The following is a 15475-nucleotide window of genomic DNA, read 5'->3' on the forward strand; positions in this document are numbered from 1 at the left end:
AAATAGTGTTTGTAGAATGATATTCAGTTTTATATATGTTGTAAGGTGTTTTTTCGAATAATCATCGGTAAGAAAAAGGGGGAATTGTAATGGAGTCGTCTGTTATTAAAGTGTTAGATGATTTGGACGTACAAATTTTAGATATATTGCAGAAGGAGTCTCAAGTAAGTAATGCTGAGCTTGCGCGACGCGTTAATTTATCACCAGCTGCGATGCATGCGAGAATAAAAAGATTAGATGGAGAAGGGTTCATTGATAAGCAAGTAGCCATTTTAAATCAAGAAAAGCTTGGTTTTGATTTGTTATGTTTCATTTTTATGAGTACGAATATTCATCAATCGGATAAACTTGAGGTGTTGGAGAAAGAATTAGAAGCGATGCCTGAAGTGTTAGAATGTCACTGTTTAACAGGAGAATATGATTATTTATTAAAGGTTGCAAATCGTGATCGTAAAGAGCTGGAGCAGTTTATTAGAAAGTTGAATAAGCTGGGTATTACAAGGATACAGACGAGTTTAGCACTTCGTGAAATTAAATATTCGACAGTATTACCGATCCGAAATGAGGAACCGAGCATCGATTAGATTGCTTGGTTTTTTGTTTGTATAAAGTGATTGACGGGGAGAAAAGAGAGATGTATTATTATATAAAATTATGTATTAAAATTCAATTTAGGTTATAAATATTAATATCGGGGACAAGGGGATATAATATGAAAATCTTTAATGCGGTTACGAGTGATGTGAAAGAAATTTATAGTCTTATTGAAGCTTATGCAAAAGAAGGAGTAGTTTTACCACGTTCTCTTTTATCTCTCTATCAATATTTACAATGTTTATATGTTGTGAAAGAAAGCGATGAGATTGTTGGGGTTGCTGGTTTACATGTGTTAGGGGAGGACCTTGCAGAAGTCCGGTCGTTAGTCGTCTCGCATACATATGCAGGGAAAGGAATCGGGCGTATGTTAGTGAACCATGTAATAAATGAGGCAGCGAAAATAAAAGTGAATAGAGTCATTTCTTTAACATATGAAACGGAATTTTTTCAAAAGTGCGGGTTTGATTTTGTGAATAGAGATGCGTTACCAGAGAAAGTATGGATCGATTGTAGACATTGTCCAAAGGTGGATTATTGTGATGAGGTGGCGATGATTCGATATGTTGGGTGAAATTTTCAGAGAAAAAAGGCCCACTATTATGTACGTAATAGTGGGCATCTATATTTTAGGGGAATTTAAGAACTTGAATTCGTTTTTCTTACCGCAAAATTAAAAATGGGCTTTTTAAGCTCATAGTTATAAGTAGAACCATCGACAAGCCCTACAACTTTATCGCTTTCGTAAAGATCAAGCATAAATTGTGCCATTTGTTTTGCGGTGTGGAATTTCGGTACAACATTATCGTATTGGAATTCATCAATATCAAATGAACGTTTTGCAAATTCTGTTTCAGTTGCACCAGGTGCTAAAACCTTTGCTTGCAGTTTTGCACCTTGTTGTTTCAATTCGTGAGATAAACCTTCTGTAAATGCACTTACATAGAATTTCGTAGCGCAATACGTAACAGCATCAGCAACGATTGTGTATCCACCGCCTGATGAAACGTTAATAAGTTGTGTGCCATCAACCATTGAATAATCTCGAACGAAAAGAGAGGAGAGTATTGTTAGTGCTTCTATATTTACATGTAACATCGTTTCTATTTTATTTAAATTTTGTTCAGCAATGGAGGCGAAATTACCAAAACCGGCGTTGTTAATCCACGTTTCAATTTGAAAGGCTTGTAGGCTTTCATACAGCTTATAAACATTTTTCGTGATAGATAAATCCGTTCTTCGAATAACAACATCCAATTCTGGATTCATTTCGTTAATTTTTAATTTTAATCCGTCTAATTCTTCTTGTCTTCGAGCTACAAGTATTAAGTTCTTTCCGCGAGCTGCAAAGGCTAAAGCCGATTCATAGCCAATTCCAGAACTTGCACCAGTAATAACAGTGTATTTCATATAAAATCCCCCTAAGTTCAAATAAATATATTATGGTTAGATTTTATTTGTTAGAGTATACTCTAAGTCAAATGTTTTTTATGAATTTGATAAGGCTATAAAATATATGAGGGTAAGCACGTGGAGGGAGTTAGAGTATGTACACAATTAGCGAGGTGGCTAAATTAATAGGAGTGAGTACACATACACTACGTTATTATGAAAAGGAAAATATATTAATTGCAAATCGCGATACAAATGGGAATCGAATGTATGCAGAGTCGCATATAAAGTGGTTGCAGTTTGTAATGAAATTAAAACAAACGCAAATGCCAATAGCGAAAATAAGAGAATACGCTAGATTATATTTAGAAGGGGAGCATACAACCGAAGCTCGTTTACAGCTCCTAGAAGATCATAGGAAATCTATTCAGATTCAAAGAGAAAACTTAGTAATTACAGAAAAGATGCTGGAGAATAAAATTATTGCATATAAGGCCTCTTTGGAAAGTAAATAGAAAACATAATCCGACTCTTAATTATTTATGATAAAAATGGATTTGATCTCATAGTGTGCCGGCAAATAAAAAAGAGCAGCTAGCAAAAGCTAACTGCTCTATTCAAGGGATCTCTCCAAGGGGGAGTGGAGAAAATATTATGTTACTAGCAGTATTGACGGGTTATTAGGAAATATACAAATCGGATGAAAGAAATTTTAAATAATCTTTCGGTATTGACAGTTTTTAAAATATTCATGTACAATACATATGAATGACATTCAGTCATTTTCGTATGGCAGGATTTAGTTAGTTTGGCAATGGAACAAATATAAATGGTAAATGAGGATGATAGTTGTTTATATATTAGTGATGAAGGAGTATATTTTTTTAAAACAAAAATGACTGATAGTCAGTCATAAGAGGTGAGAGGTATGAAAAATAGAGCTTGGTTATATGTCATATTAACATGTATCTTTGAAATTTTTTGGGTGTTTGGTTTTAATACCGCGGATACTTGGTGGCATTGGATTATTATTTTAGGAGTTATCGCTGTTGATTTTCACTTCCTTTCTAAAGCGTGTGAACATCTTGCGACAGGGACTGTATATGCCATTTTTGCCGGAGCTGGTACGGTAGGTACTTTCTTAATGGATGTATTCCTTTTCGGCGGGAGTTTTAGCGTAGGGAAACTATTCTTTATCATGATGGTTGTAGCCGGTGTTATCGGTTTAAAGCTGGCTGATAATAAAGAAGAAACTGTGGAAGGAGCTGCTTAAAGATGGGTTGGTTTTTCGTATTTTGTGCTGCAATTAGTGAAATAGTCGGTGTGATTGGTCTTAAAATGTATAGTAAAGATAAAACGTTAGCAAATGGTGCAATTTATATAGGTGGATTTGCTACATCCTTCGCATTCTTGTATACATCTTTCTTATTTTTACAAGTAAGTGTCGCTTATGCGGTTTGGATTGGTATTGGAACAGCAGGTGCCGTTTTATTAAACATGTTCCTGTTTGGTGAGTCGAAAAGTAAAGCACGTATCATTAGTGTGGCTCTTATTGTATGCGGAGTGACAGGATTAAAGGCTCTTTCTTAAAGATATATTGTATTTTATCTCCTAATGGTTTATTAGGAGATTTTTATTATTAAAAAATGATTTCCTCTTAGAGTTCACTATCATTGACAGTACAATCGATTATCTTATAAAATGAGTGACAGTCATTCAATATGTGTGTGAAAGGGTTTAGATGATGAATAAAAAAGAAAAAATTGTCTATGCAGCTATTGAAGTGTTTCAGGAAAAGGGCGTTGAAAAAACGAAGATTTCTGATATCGTGAAATTGGCTGGCATTGCACAAGGAACTTTCTATTTATATTTTCCTTCTAAGTTATCTGTTATGCCTGCAATAGCAGAAGTAATGGTTGAAAAGATGATACTTGCAGTGAAAGAAAAAGTGCAAAATGATGCGCCTTTCTCAAGTAAAGTGACGCAAGTAATAGATGCGGTGTTTCACTTTATAGCGGAATATCGTGAAATACAAGCTTTAATGTATGCGGGTCTTGCATCTACAGAGCATATAAAAGAATGGGAAGCTGTGTATGAGCCTCTTTATATGTGGCTAAGCGAGTTTTTAAGTGCGGCGAAAGAAGCTGGTGAAATTCGTGATTCGGTTCACGCGGAAAGAACGGCTAAGTTATTTATCGCTCTTGTTGAATCTGCAGCGGAACAAGTTTATTTATATGACCATAAAGATGATGAGCAAGTCGAGCTACAAAAGGCAGAAGTACTAGATTTTTTAACGCATGCACTACATATAAAGAAGTAGTAAGATGAACCTGTCTGAAAAGGTAGGTTCATTTTTGAGGAAAACTGAATGATAGTCATTCACCTAATGCGTATGTATGTGTGGAAGGATAGAGTGAAATTCTAATGAGTGGGGGCATCTCTACTCATGACTAGCCCACAAATAGCAGGATAAAGAAAAAACTTCTTGGGCATTATTTTTTTGAGGAACTTACGGGAAGAGGTGTTAAAAAGTGAAGAAACCGATAAAAGAACAAAAGATGGTATTGGTCATTCTTTTGAGTAATATATTTATCGCTTTTTTAGGGATTGGATTAATCATTCCGGTTATGCCGTCCTTTATGAATGACATGAGTTTAACAGGGAAGACGATGGGATATCTCGTTGCAGTATTCGCAATGGCTCAGCTCATTACGTCACCTATTACAGGCCGGTGGGTCGATCTTTACGGTAGGAAGAAAATGATCATCATTGGATTATTTATTTTTGGTGTTTCAGAACTTCTTTTTGGATTAGGAAAAGATGTCTGGATGCTTTATGCAGCACGGGTGTTAGGCGGAATTAGTGCGGCGTTTATTATGCCTGGTGTTACGGCATATGTTGCGGATATTACATCTATGCAGGAACGTCCAAAAGCGATGGGGTATTTATCAGCAGCGATTAGTACGGGTTTTATTATAGGACCTGGAATTGGCGGATTTATTGCAGAATACGGTATACGTGTGCCGTTTTTCGTTGCAGCAGCAATTGCCTTTATAGCATGTGTAATTTCGATCTTTATTTTAAAAGAACCGTTAACGAAAGAAGAACTTGCAGAGATTTCTGCTAACACGAAAGAATCAAGTTTTATTGGTGATTTAAAGAAATCATTACATCCAATGTATGCAATTGCATTTATTATCGTATTTGTACTCGCATTCGGATTATCAGCGTATGAAACTGTGTTTAGTCTATTTTCTGATCATAAGTTTGGATTCACACCGAAAGATATTGCGGCAATTATTACGATTAGCTCCATCTTTGGGGTAGTTGTGCAAGTATTTATGTTTGGTAAATTGGTTGATATGTTCGGTGAAAAAGTGTTGATTCAAATATGTTTAATTGTAGGTGCAGTATTAGCGTTTGTTTCAACTGTAGTCTTTAATTATTGGATTGTACTTCTCGTTACTTGCTTTATTTTCCTTGCATTTGATTTGCTTCGTCCAGCTTTAACGACATTTTTATCAAAAGCAGCTGGAAAAGAGCAAGGATTTGTTGCTGGTATGAACTCGACTTATACGAGTTTAGGAAATATTGCAGGACCAGCGATGGGCGGAATATTATTTGATATGAATATTCATTATCCATATGCATTTTCAGGAGTTGTTTTAATAGTTGGTCTTGGCATTACATTTATGTGGAGAGAGAAACAGCTAGCTGAAAGTTTTGCGAAGTAATAAAACTCCTTACGACGGTAAGGGGTTTTTATTTTATCCCGCTTTAATGGGCAGTAAGACCCCCGCCTCAAAATTCACTGAAAGCAAAGAATTTAGGTGGGGGATCAACTGCCCATAAAAGTTTCACTTTATAAGCTTAATCCAAACCGTTTTAATTCAATGAAAATCCCCTCTAATTGCTTTCCTTTATCCGTTAATGTGTACTCTACACGAGGCGGAACTTCTGGATATACTTTTCTCGTTATAATGCCTTGAGATTCTAGTTCTTTTAGTCGAAGCGATAATGTTTTCGGGCTAATCCCATTCATTGATTTTTGTAAATCACTAAAGCGTAATGTTCCTTCGATAAGAAGGTCGCGAATGATTAAAAACGTCCATTTTGTACGAATTACGTCAAGTGTTTTAGCGATAGGACAAGGTATGCCAGGTAAACCTTTCGTTAATTCAACTGGATCTATATTGTTCATGGAACTAGCCTCCATAAAATTTTTTTGGATGAATTTGCTTTATAGTATCACAAAACTATACTTTTGGTAACTATATGAAAAAAATATCACTACTTCCATAAAGGAAGTTAGTGCATATACAATAGCAATATGAAATACAAAGGGTTTATATGAAGGAGGAGGTGATTTTCATGGGGATAAAAAAGTTGTTTGGATTCCTTAGTTTGTTTGTTGTTTGTATTGTACTTGTAACATGTAGCGGGGAACAAAAAACGGAAATCCAGTTATTAAAAGAAATGCCAAAGCCAAAAGCGATGACAATTGATCCCTCACTAAGTAAAAAGGAAGCGACCGAAATGGTTCATGCAGCGCAGCGTTTTTATGCATTTTGGGATACAGGTAAGGAGGAACTTATTCTGCAAACTGTTTCTGAAGATTTTTCCGATAATACATTGCCGAAAGGGCGACCACAAGGCACTGAAGGATTAAAGTTTGCGGCACAAAATTTTCGTAAAGTCGTTCCTAATATACATTGCGAGATTGAAGATTTATTAGTCGTCGGTGATAAAGTAACAGCTCGTCTTTCTTTTACAGGAACGCATAAGGATAAGAAAATCAATTTTTTTGCAATTGATATTTTACATGTGAAAGACGGAAAGATAACGGAAGACTGGCATTTAGAAGATAATCTTACGCTGAAACAACAACTTGGGTTAATAGCCGAGGAATAAAATAGGGGAGAGAAAAGTGATGAAAAATATATTTATTATAAATGGACATGAAAAATACGGTACGAAAGAAGGACGATTAAATAGAACGTTAGTTGATTATATGGTAACGGTATTAAGTGAGAAGCATCATGTGAAAACAACAACGATTCAAGATGGCTATAGTATTAAAGAAGAACAAGAGAAGTTTTTATGGGCGGATGTTGTGATTTATCAAACACCGATTTACTGGTTTAGTGTACCGGGCTTATTTAAAACGTATATGGATGAAGTATATGAATATGGTTTGTTCTTTAAAGGTGCTGATGAATATGGAACAGGTGGTTTATTAAAAGAGAAGCAGTATATGTTTTCTACAACTTGGAATGCACCTGAAAAGGCATTTGGAGATAAGACGAAGTTCTTTGAAGGGGAAAGTTTAGAGTCAACGCTTAGCCATTTACACCGCGTGCAAAAGTTTCTTGGCATGAGTCCGTTAAAGAGCTTTGCTTGTTATGATGTGGTGAAGAATCCTACAATTGATAAGTATTTAGAGAACTTGAAGAATCATTTAGAAGAAATCATTTAATAATTACAGCCATCCCCATATTTAATGCGGGGATGGCTGTATCCATAATTTCGCAAAATTTGCCCAGCCGAATGAATCAATTGTTACATTTTTTAAAGAAGAAGGGTATGTTTTTTCTTTTTAAAACGGATCAACTTCAGCTAAATTTGGAGTAGTACTAGGCTGTAGCAAAAGATTTTTTAACGTTCCTACTTCAGAAAGAGCTACTAATATGTAGCCACTAATCAGTACAATAAGCCCAATGACGCGTAACGTTTGTAAGCTTACTTCATTATTATTCGTTTCCGTTGGATTTGGGGGCGTTGAAGGTGGATTATTGTTCATAGCTAGGCTCCCATCTTTTTTTATTTATATATGTGTAAAATTATTATTTAACTTATGGATAGGAATCGTATAGTCATTTTCACTATATGAGAAATGCCTATGAAAAGTGATTAGAAATTTGGGGACGAAGAAGGGAGGAATCCACAGGTCATTAAAAATGATATTCCTTTTTAATTTTCATACAAATAAAAAGGTTAACCAAAGTAGCTAAACAGCTATTTTGGTTAACCTCTAATAACTATCCTAATATACGCAATGATTCTTCAATAAACGCTGGGATATCCTCCGGTTGTCTACTTGTTACTAGCTGATTTTGGCATACGACAACCTCTTTGTCATGAAAATTTCCGCCGGCATTTTTCAAATCGACCGAAATGGATTTATATCCAGTCACATCACGTCCTTCAAGCGTTTGGGCAGTGATGAGTAATTGGGGGCCGTGACAAATAGCAAAAACAGGTTTTTTCGCATCCATAAATGCTTTGCTAAAGCGAACGAAACGTTCATCTGCACGAAGTATATCTGGGGAAAATCCGCCTGGTATGAAGAGGGCATCAAAGTTCTCTGGAGAAACATCATCGATACCTTTATCAATTACAACTTCACTTTTTCCTTGTTTACCGTGTACCGTTTTACCTTTTTCTGCTTCAATAGTTGTTAATTCATATCCCTTTTGTTTAAAAGCTTCTGCTGGCTCTGTGTATTCTGTGTCCTCAAAATAATCTGTTATTAAAGTAGCAATTTTTTTACTCATTCTAATCCGCTCCTTACATTATATTATCGGTTCCAGAATCGTCCTTGGGCAATGCCTTCTATAAATGATTCAATTGAAGTATCTGTTAAGTTGTAAACTCCTGCTTCATCCAGTTTAACCTTACTATGGTCTAAAGCATGAGGGTCGCTAAGGACATAGGCTATCGGTTTAAAGTGTTTAAAAGTAGTTTCTGCAAATTCTAAAACAGGGGGTTTAATGACAGATTCACTACTAAACACTAAGACTGCATCAAAAAGTGAGGAGTCTGCTGTTGTATAAGTATCCGTTACTTTAATAGAATCATTGAAATGATGAATTTTATTATCTATGATGCCATAGTTAATTCGGTGCTGTGCAAAAGCTTGAATCCATTCGAACAGAAGGGAAATGCTTGGATCGCCATTTAATAGAATTGCCACATTTTTGGAATCAGCTTTAAAAATAGTATTGGACATGCTGAGTGCAGGTGATTTTGCATCCGAATTTATTTCTTGATTTTCCTTAGGCAAGGGAGCTCCAATCATGTTAGCGACTTCCTTTGCTAATTGACGATCGACGTGGTTTAAAAGAGCAATTACATTGGCCTTCACCATGTCTGATTTGCACTTCCCAACTTCAAAGCAAAATGCGTCTTTTATGTGCTGCTTTTCAATAGCATTCATACTATTGTAGAAAAGTTTAGCCTGAGAATAAAAGTTAAGGAAGCTTTTACTGCGCCCCCTAATTTTATGTCCATCAACCTTTTCTTGATAATGTTCATATCCGCCCTGTTCGGCTTGGACGGTTGCTGGTTGATTGTTATTTAAGCCATTAGGATGATAGCTTGTTTGACCGCGATGAATCTGCATTTGATGCATACCATCACGTTGATTATTATGAAAAGGACATACAGGCTGGTTAATAGGAATTTGGTGGAAATTAGGACCTCCTAAACGAGATAATTGTGTATCTGTATAGGAGAACAATCTTCCTTGCAGAAGAGGATCATTTGAAAAATCAATACCTGGTACGACATGGCCAGGGTGAAAAGCTACCTGTTCCGTTTCGGCAAAGAAGTTATCAACATTTTTGTTCAGTGTCATTTTACCAACTAGTTTTACAGGAACTTCTTCTTCAGGCCATAGTTTCGTTGGATCTAAAATATCAAAATCAAATGCATGCTCATCTTCTTCCGGAATTAACTGTAATCCAAGCTCCCATTCCGGATAATCGCCTTTTTCAATTGCTTCGTATAAATCTTGACGATGGAAATCAGGATTTTTCCCAGCAATCCTTTGAGCCTCATCCCATACTAATGAATGAACTCCTAGGGTAGGTTTCCAGTGAAACTTTACGAAGTGGGCTTTTCCTTCTTTATTAATAAGTCGAAATGTATGAACTCCAAAACCTTCCATCATTCGTAAACTACGCGGAATTGCGCGATCACTCATCTGCCACATAACCATATGAGTAGACTCGGGATTATGCGCAACAAAATCCCAAAATGTATCATGAGCACTAGCTCCCTGAGGAATATCATTATGTGGCTCTGGTTTAACTGCATGTACAAAATCAGGAAATTTAATAGCATCTTGGATAAAGAATACTGGCATATTATTACCTACTAAATCATAGTTACCTTCATCTGTATAAAATTTTGTGGCAAATCCGCGCACATCTCTTACTGTGTCATTGGATCCTTTAGAGCCTTGAACGGTCGAGAACCGTACAAATACAGGTGTTTTTTTTGAAGGGTTAGTAAGAAAATCTGCTTTTGTATATGCCTCTAAAGATTCATAAAGCTGAAAATAACCATGTGCGCCAACTCCGCGCGCATGAACAATCCTTTCAGGAATTCGTTCATGATCAAAGTGGGTCATTTTCTCGCGAAAGTGGAAATCCTCCATTAAGGTTGGGCCTCTTAAGCCCATCTTTAAAGAAAATTCATCCTCGGCTATTTTTACTCCTTGGTTTGTTGTTAAAGCGTGTTTGCATTGATTATCTGTAATGTGATGTTCCAATTGCTCCATTTTCTTATTCACAATATAGGCACCTCCTTTGCCCTGTTAATTTAATACATACCCTTTTTATTAGGACGTAAACATGTATTATCGTTTTTATATGTAAAATTATAAAATATCGATTGTGCCGATGATTCTTGTTTGAGGAGGAAAAATAAAAACGCCAAGGAGAGAATTTATTTTCTCCTTGGCTTTTATGATAATCCCTTTCGTTAAAACGAGGAAACGCGTTGCTTCGTTTTTGGTACAATAATACATTTGATCCAGAGTAACCCGACAATCATAATGATAAGGCTATGTAAAAATTGTCCTGTAGCAATGAGTATAACAATTGAAAATACAATGAGTTGAATGCTTAGCAATATAAAGATTAAGTGAAGAAATTGATTCATTCGTTTCTCAGTATCAATTGGATATAATGCTACAATAATATTTCCCGAAAAATATTTCCATAGGGAACGGAGCTGCATAGAAATCATATATAGGACGATGTAAGCGATAGCGCCTTTTACGTATATGTTTGGTATAAAATATAAGGCGAAGGCACCGATCAACCCTAAACGAATATATATACCGAAATAATCATTCCCACGTAAAAATGCTAGTGTATGTAAATAGAAGAAAGTTGCTCGTTTTTTATGTAATAAAGGTTCAATCCAATTTGTAAGCCATTTTCTTTTACTTACTTGCTTATTTAGTTGTGGAACATCGGTGAAAATGCTAGCAAATTGATAAAAACGAACGTTCATTTTTTCTTCTTGCTCGATTATGTAATCCCACGGTATTCGTTTTGTAGGCTGTTTTTTCGTGTATAGAAGTAGGAAAGCAAGTAGTAAGAGCAATCCGCCTAATATGAGAACATGTGCCGAGTAAAATAGCATGTAAATGATTAGGGCGTTACAAGTAATACGAATAATGAACCATATGTTTTTTTCATGACTATCACGCCACATCCAATGTGTATATATATTCCAAGCTTTCGTAATCATTAAAACGATAAAGATTGTACATAAGAAAGGTACAGTTAATTGTAATGATTGCAGTGCAAGTGGAACGAGAATAAGGAACGTAAATAATAATGGGAAAAGCTGAATGATGTAATTATATAGAAGAGATTTTTTAAAATAAGACGTTAGTTTCTCTTCTAATGCAAGCAAATAGACAGCATCAGGTTTTTGAATAAATGTACGGATCGGGCATCTCGTTATAATGAATGTAAGTACAATCGTGATAAGTAGTAAAGATATTCCTTTAGAAGGAGATGCTTTTAGAAACTGAGCATAGTAATATGCGCCAACGCATGAAATAAAGATAAAGCTATATAGTAAACCGTTAATCATACGTGCAAAGTATGTAATGATATTTTGAATATGTTGTTGGAAGCGACTGCTCCATAGTGATTCGATTGACATGTTTTTCACCTCTTTGTTCTATTATATATGTTTTACAAAAGAAAAAACGAGCAAATTGCGTTATGCAACTTGCCCGTTTTTCTTTTCGTTATTTTTTTTCTCATCACGATTCATTAATGGATAGAAAGCAAATCCGATTACGAATAAACCAATTCCGAGAAGGAACGTTTTTATATCGGATGCGCCGGTTTTAATAACCCATAGTGCGTAGCAAAGTGCGATTACTGCTACTATGCCATCTGTAATTCTTGCCCGCATTTCATTTTTATATGTTTCACCAGTTGCGACTAGTTTTAACTGGAAGATTGGTGAAACGAGATATGGAATGAGGTAGGCTAGTGTTGATACGGTAATAACGAATGTATAAGCTTCCGCAATTGTTCCGGATAGTGTTGAGAATAAGAACACTTGCGACATAATGTTTGTTAATCGTAATGAGTAAATTGGACTTCCTTTTTTATTTGTTTTCGTAAAGAAGGAAGGGAAGAAACCTTCTTTTGCAGCTTGATATGGTACTTCTGAGCTTAATAAAATCCAGCCCAAGATAGAACCGAATAGGGAAGTAAGAGCAAGTAATGCCATCAGTTTCCCGCCGCCATGCCCCATTGCAGCGTTTAATGCGTCTGCTAATGGACGTTCAGAAGCTTGTAATTTATCAACGTGAAGGACACCCATTGTTAAAATTGTAATTCCTAAGTAAATCGCAACTGTAATAAGTAATCCCGCAACTGTTGCGCGTTTTACTGTTTTAGGAGAGGTAGCACGGTTTGATAAAAGTACTGCTGATTCAATTCCGATAAATGCCCAAAGTGTTGTAAGAGCGGCTAAATTTACTTGTGAAAGAAGGCCGTGTGATACACCTGATTTATCGATCATCGGTGTGTACCATTGTCCAAACTTAGAAGCCTCGAATGCAAATAACGTAACGACGATGAATAAAAGGAATCCTGTTACTTTCGTTGTTGTTGCTAAGAAGTTTAGTTTTCCAGCTCCGCTTACACCGTTTGTTAATATAATATGAGTTCCCCAAAGTAAGATGGAACAAATCGTAAATGTAATTAGTTTTCCGACTTCTATGTTAAAAGAACCGATTGAAAATAGTAGTCGTGTATCTTTCATAATTGGGAAGAAGAGTGATAAATATCCCGCGAAAGATGTAATGATGGCAACGTTACTTGCCCAGTTTGCAACCCAATATCCCCATACCATACTGAAACCAGCCATTTTTTTCTTTTTTGGTGTTGAGAATAAAGCATATGCATGACTTTGTGGTCCTGTCGTTAAATCAGGACGACGAATTGCTAAATTACCGAAAACAAGAGCTAGCATTAAAACACCAAACCCTGTTGTTAACCAAGCTAAAGTGACACCGAGAGGGCTTGCTGTTTGTGCCAACGTACTTGGCACCATGAAAATACCAGCGCCAACCATGTTACCGACAACGAAAGCTGTTAGTACCCAAAAGCCCCATTTTTTTTGTTGCATAGAAAATACCTCCAAAGTTAGTATAACCAAGTCAAGCGAGGAGATATGTATGTCTTCTTAGTAGAGAAGAGAAGTCCCAAACAAAACAAAAAAAGCACGTAATTTGCCGCTACATGCTTTCTATCTTATAAGAAACCCACGACATACCTCTCGATAGCTCTCCACAAACGAAACGTTTCGTTTGTGACAGTTCTGCACTTATTAAATGCAGACCCAGCAAGCGTGCATGGTGGACACGGGCTTACTTCGGCAATCATTCCTTTCTCATTCCTTCATCAATGCCACTACATCTCCTGAAATGATACTCTTAATGACTGCAACCTCTACCTCACCGAGATACGAATGAGGATTTAAATATTAAATTAACGTCTTTAAGAGTAACAAATGAATTTTTATACGTCAATGGATATAGTAATAATCAGATTATAGAGAAGAGTTTGTTATTAGGAATGAATAATTATTTGATATAAAAAGAAGCTGATCTAAAACTAGATCAGCTTCTACATATAGGATTAAACTAAGTTTAATACAGTTACTTTTTCACGTGTCATAGACTCAAGGCTCTTACGAATACCTTGTGCGCCCATACCTGAACCTTTTACACCGATGAATGGGAAGTGGTCAGGGCCGCGCTCTGTGCGTCCGTTAATTTGAACAGAACCAGTTTCGATTTTATTAGCAATTGCAAATGCTTTGTTAATGTCTTTTGTGAAGACACTTGCTTGTAAGCCGAACTCTGATTTGTTAGCGATCTCAATTGCTTGCTCATCTGAAGAAACACGGATGATTGGAAGGATTGGGCCGAATGGCTCTTCCCAAGCAACTTTCATTTCTTCTGTTACGTGGTCGATTAATGTTGGGTAAATTAAGTTACGCTCACGTTTGTTACCGATAATAATTGTTGCACCTTTTTCTACAGCGTCGTCAACTAAACCTTGAACGAAGTCAGCAGACTTGTCGTCGATTAATGGAACGATTGTGCTATCTTGTTCTGGAGATCCAACTGATAGTTCAGCTACTTGCGCTTTTAATAAGCTAACAAGCTCATCTGCTACGTTTTCGTGTACAAGTACACGTTTAATAGCTGTACAACGTTGACCAGAGTAAGAGAATGCACCGCTTACGATATGGTTTGCAGCATCTTGTAAGTCAGCATCTTCACGAACGATACCAGGGTCTTTACCACCAAGTTCTAATACAAGTGGAATCATTGCAGCTTTTTTCGCTAAATGTTTACCTGTGTTTGTACCACCTGTGAACGATACCATATTGATGCCTTCGTGTTCTACTAAGTAGTCACCAATGACAGAACCGCGTCCTGTAGCTACGTTTACAAGACCTTTTGGAAGGCCAGCTTTATGAAGTGCTTCAACCATTTTAATACCACTAATTGCACCTTGGGTTGCTGGTTTGAAAATAACAGCGTTACCCATAATTAATGCTGGTGCAAGTTTTGCAGCAGATAAGTTTACTGGGTAGTTAAATGGTGCGATTGCTAATACAACACCAAGTGGTGCGCGTTGGATGATCGCAAGTTTAGATTTCGTTCCGCCAGGGAAGCTATCGCCCATCATGCTTTCTCCGTGCATATGAAGAGCTTCTTCGATTGTGTAACGAATGAAATCAGCTGTACGAACAACTTCTTTCTTCGCATCTTTATAACCTTTACCGACTTCTTTCATAATGATATCGGCAATTTCATCTTGCATATTTACGAGCTCATCAGCCCATTTATATAAATATTTTGCGCGATCTTGTAGAGAAGCTTCCGCCCATGATTTTTGAGCTTCTTTTGCAGATGCAATTGCTTCATCTACTTCTCCGCGAGTAATTGCTTGTACTTGTCCAATTACTTCGTGTAAGTATGGAGATGGAATTTCGATTGTTTCTCCTGAAGAGCTTTCTCTCCATTCTCCGTCTAAATAAAATTTGTACGTATTGCTAGTTGTCATGATTAGTCCTCCTAAAATAGCAACTTGTAAGAGTGAGTATAAGGTGATTGTAGGGTGTTTGATAACATTTTTCAAATGAAATGTTT

17 protein-coding genes and 1 riboswitch are annotated in these 15475 nt (G+C 36.4%); of the genes, 9 read left to right on the forward strand and 8 right to left on the reverse strand.

The annotated features are described in order from the left end of the window. Positions 1-89: 89 nt before the first annotated feature. Positions 90-584: an Lrp/AsnC family transcriptional regulator gene (locus RBB48_RS08325; RefSeq protein WP_000446106.1), complete on the forward strand. Its 495-nt coding sequence runs from the start codon at positions 90-92 to the stop codon at positions 582-584. 128 nt (positions 585-712) lie between these two features. After that, positions 713-1168 (forward strand): N-acetyltransferase, encoded by a 456-nt coding sequence (locus tag RBB48_RS08330; RefSeq protein WP_048545675.1) that lies wholly within the window; start codon positions 713-715, stop codon positions 1166-1168. 65 nt (positions 1169-1233) lie between these two features. On the opposite strand, the gene RBB48_RS08335 is transcribed toward RBB48_RS08330, so the two are convergent. Then, the gene (locus tag RBB48_RS08335; protein WP_306007523.1) at positions 1234-2004 is read right to left on the reverse strand and encodes an SDR family NAD(P)-dependent oxidoreductase; all 771 of its coding nucleotides are present in this window, start codon (positions 2002-2004) and stop codon (positions 1234-1236) included. Between the two features lie 137 nt (positions 2005-2141). Here RBB48_RS08335 and RBB48_RS08340 point away from each other — a divergent pair, with 137 nt between their 5' ends. The 5 genes from RBB48_RS08340 (at position 2142) to RBB48_RS08360 (ending at position 5720) form a co-directional block, all read left to right on the forward strand. Next, on the forward strand, positions 2142-2501 hold the full coding sequence (locus RBB48_RS08340) for a MerR family transcriptional regulator (RefSeq protein WP_088062079.1): 360 nt from the start codon (positions 2142-2144) through the stop codon (positions 2499-2501). Between the two features lie 413 nt (positions 2502-2914). Continuing rightward, positions 2915-3259 (forward strand): DMT family transporter, encoded by a 345-nt coding sequence (locus RBB48_RS08345; RefSeq protein WP_048545668.1) that lies wholly within the window; start codon positions 2915-2917, stop codon positions 3257-3259. A gap of 2 nt (positions 3260-3261) precedes the next feature. Further along, complete coding sequence (locus RBB48_RS08350; RefSeq protein ID WP_000539670.1) at positions 3262-3576, forward strand: DMT family transporter; 315 nt, start codon at positions 3262-3264, stop codon at positions 3574-3576. 151 nt (positions 3577-3727) lie between these two features. Continuing rightward, entirely contained in the window at positions 3728-4306 is a 579-nt protein-coding gene (locus RBB48_RS08355; RefSeq protein WP_001993037.1) for a TetR/AcrR family transcriptional regulator, read from the forward strand. Positions 4307-4517: 211 nt separating this feature from the next. Next, positions 4518-5720: an MFS transporter gene (locus RBB48_RS08360; RefSeq protein WP_048545666.1), complete on the forward strand. Its 1203-nt coding sequence runs from the start codon at positions 4518-4520 to the stop codon at positions 5718-5720. Positions 5721-5848: 128 nt separating this feature from the next. Here RBB48_RS08360 and RBB48_RS08365 read toward each other — a convergent pair whose 3' ends face one another. Further along, on the reverse strand, positions 5849-6187 hold the full coding sequence (locus RBB48_RS08365) for a winged helix-turn-helix transcriptional regulator (protein WP_061113258.1): 339 nt from the start codon (positions 6185-6187) through the stop codon (positions 5849-5851). 170 nt (positions 6188-6357) lie between these two features. On the opposite strand from RBB48_RS08365, the gene RBB48_RS08370 reads away from it, so the two are divergent. Together RBB48_RS08370 and RBB48_RS08375 are read left to right on the forward strand one after the other, a co-directional pair. Further along, complete coding sequence (locus tag RBB48_RS08370) at positions 6358-6897, forward strand: ester cyclase (RefSeq protein ID WP_306007524.1); 540 nt, start codon at positions 6358-6360, stop codon at positions 6895-6897. 19 nt (positions 6898-6916) lie between these two features. Next, entirely contained in the window at positions 6917-7462 is a 546-nt protein-coding gene (locus RBB48_RS08375) for an NAD(P)H-dependent oxidoreductase (RefSeq protein ID WP_088608519.1), read from the forward strand. 120 nt (positions 7463-7582) lie between these two features. On the opposite strand, the gene RBB48_RS08380 is transcribed toward RBB48_RS08375, so the two are convergent. From RBB48_RS08380 to gapN, 6 genes are all read right to left on the reverse strand, one after another. Then, positions 7583-7786: a hypothetical protein gene (locus tag RBB48_RS08380; protein ID WP_001063864.1), complete on the reverse strand. Its 204-nt coding sequence runs from the start codon at positions 7784-7786 to the stop codon at positions 7583-7585. A gap of 238 nt (positions 7787-8024) precedes the next feature. Then, entirely contained in the window at positions 8025-8540 is a 516-nt protein-coding gene (locus RBB48_RS08385) for a type 1 glutamine amidotransferase domain-containing protein (RefSeq protein WP_088062087.1), read from the reverse strand. A 23-nt stretch (positions 8541-8563) separates the two neighbouring features. Beyond that, a complete protein-coding gene (locus tag RBB48_RS08390; RefSeq protein ID WP_142291679.1) occupies positions 8564-10561 on the reverse strand; it encodes a catalase in 1998 nt (665 codons plus the stop codon). A 191-nt stretch (positions 10562-10752) separates the two neighbouring features. Further along, the gene (locus tag RBB48_RS08395; protein ID WP_097907499.1) at positions 10753-11952 is read right to left on the reverse strand and encodes an ABC transporter permease; all 1200 of its coding nucleotides are present in this window, start codon (positions 11950-11952) and stop codon (positions 10753-10755) included. A 60-nt stretch (positions 11953-12012) separates the two neighbouring features. Next, positions 12013-13437, reverse strand: coding sequence for an amino acid permease (locus RBB48_RS08400; RefSeq protein ID WP_088062091.1), 1425 nt, complete (start codon positions 13435-13437; stop codon positions 12013-12015). 146 nt (positions 13438-13583) lie between these two features. After that, a riboswitch (Lysine riboswitch) is annotated at positions 13584-13771 on the reverse strand. A 178-nt stretch (positions 13772-13949) separates the two neighbouring features. Next, the gene (gapN, locus tag RBB48_RS08405; protein WP_098133070.1) at positions 13950-15389 is read right to left on the reverse strand and encodes an NADP-dependent glyceraldehyde-3-phosphate dehydrogenase; all 1440 of its coding nucleotides are present in this window, start codon (positions 15387-15389) and stop codon (positions 13950-13952) included. Positions 15390-15475: the final 86 nt, after the last annotated feature.

It is taken from the genome of Bacillus sp. MMSF_3353 (assembly GCF_030733445.1).
GTDB classification, from domain to species: domain Bacteria; phylum Bacillota; class Bacilli; order Bacillales; family Bacillaceae_G; genus Bacillus_A; species Bacillus_A wiedmannii.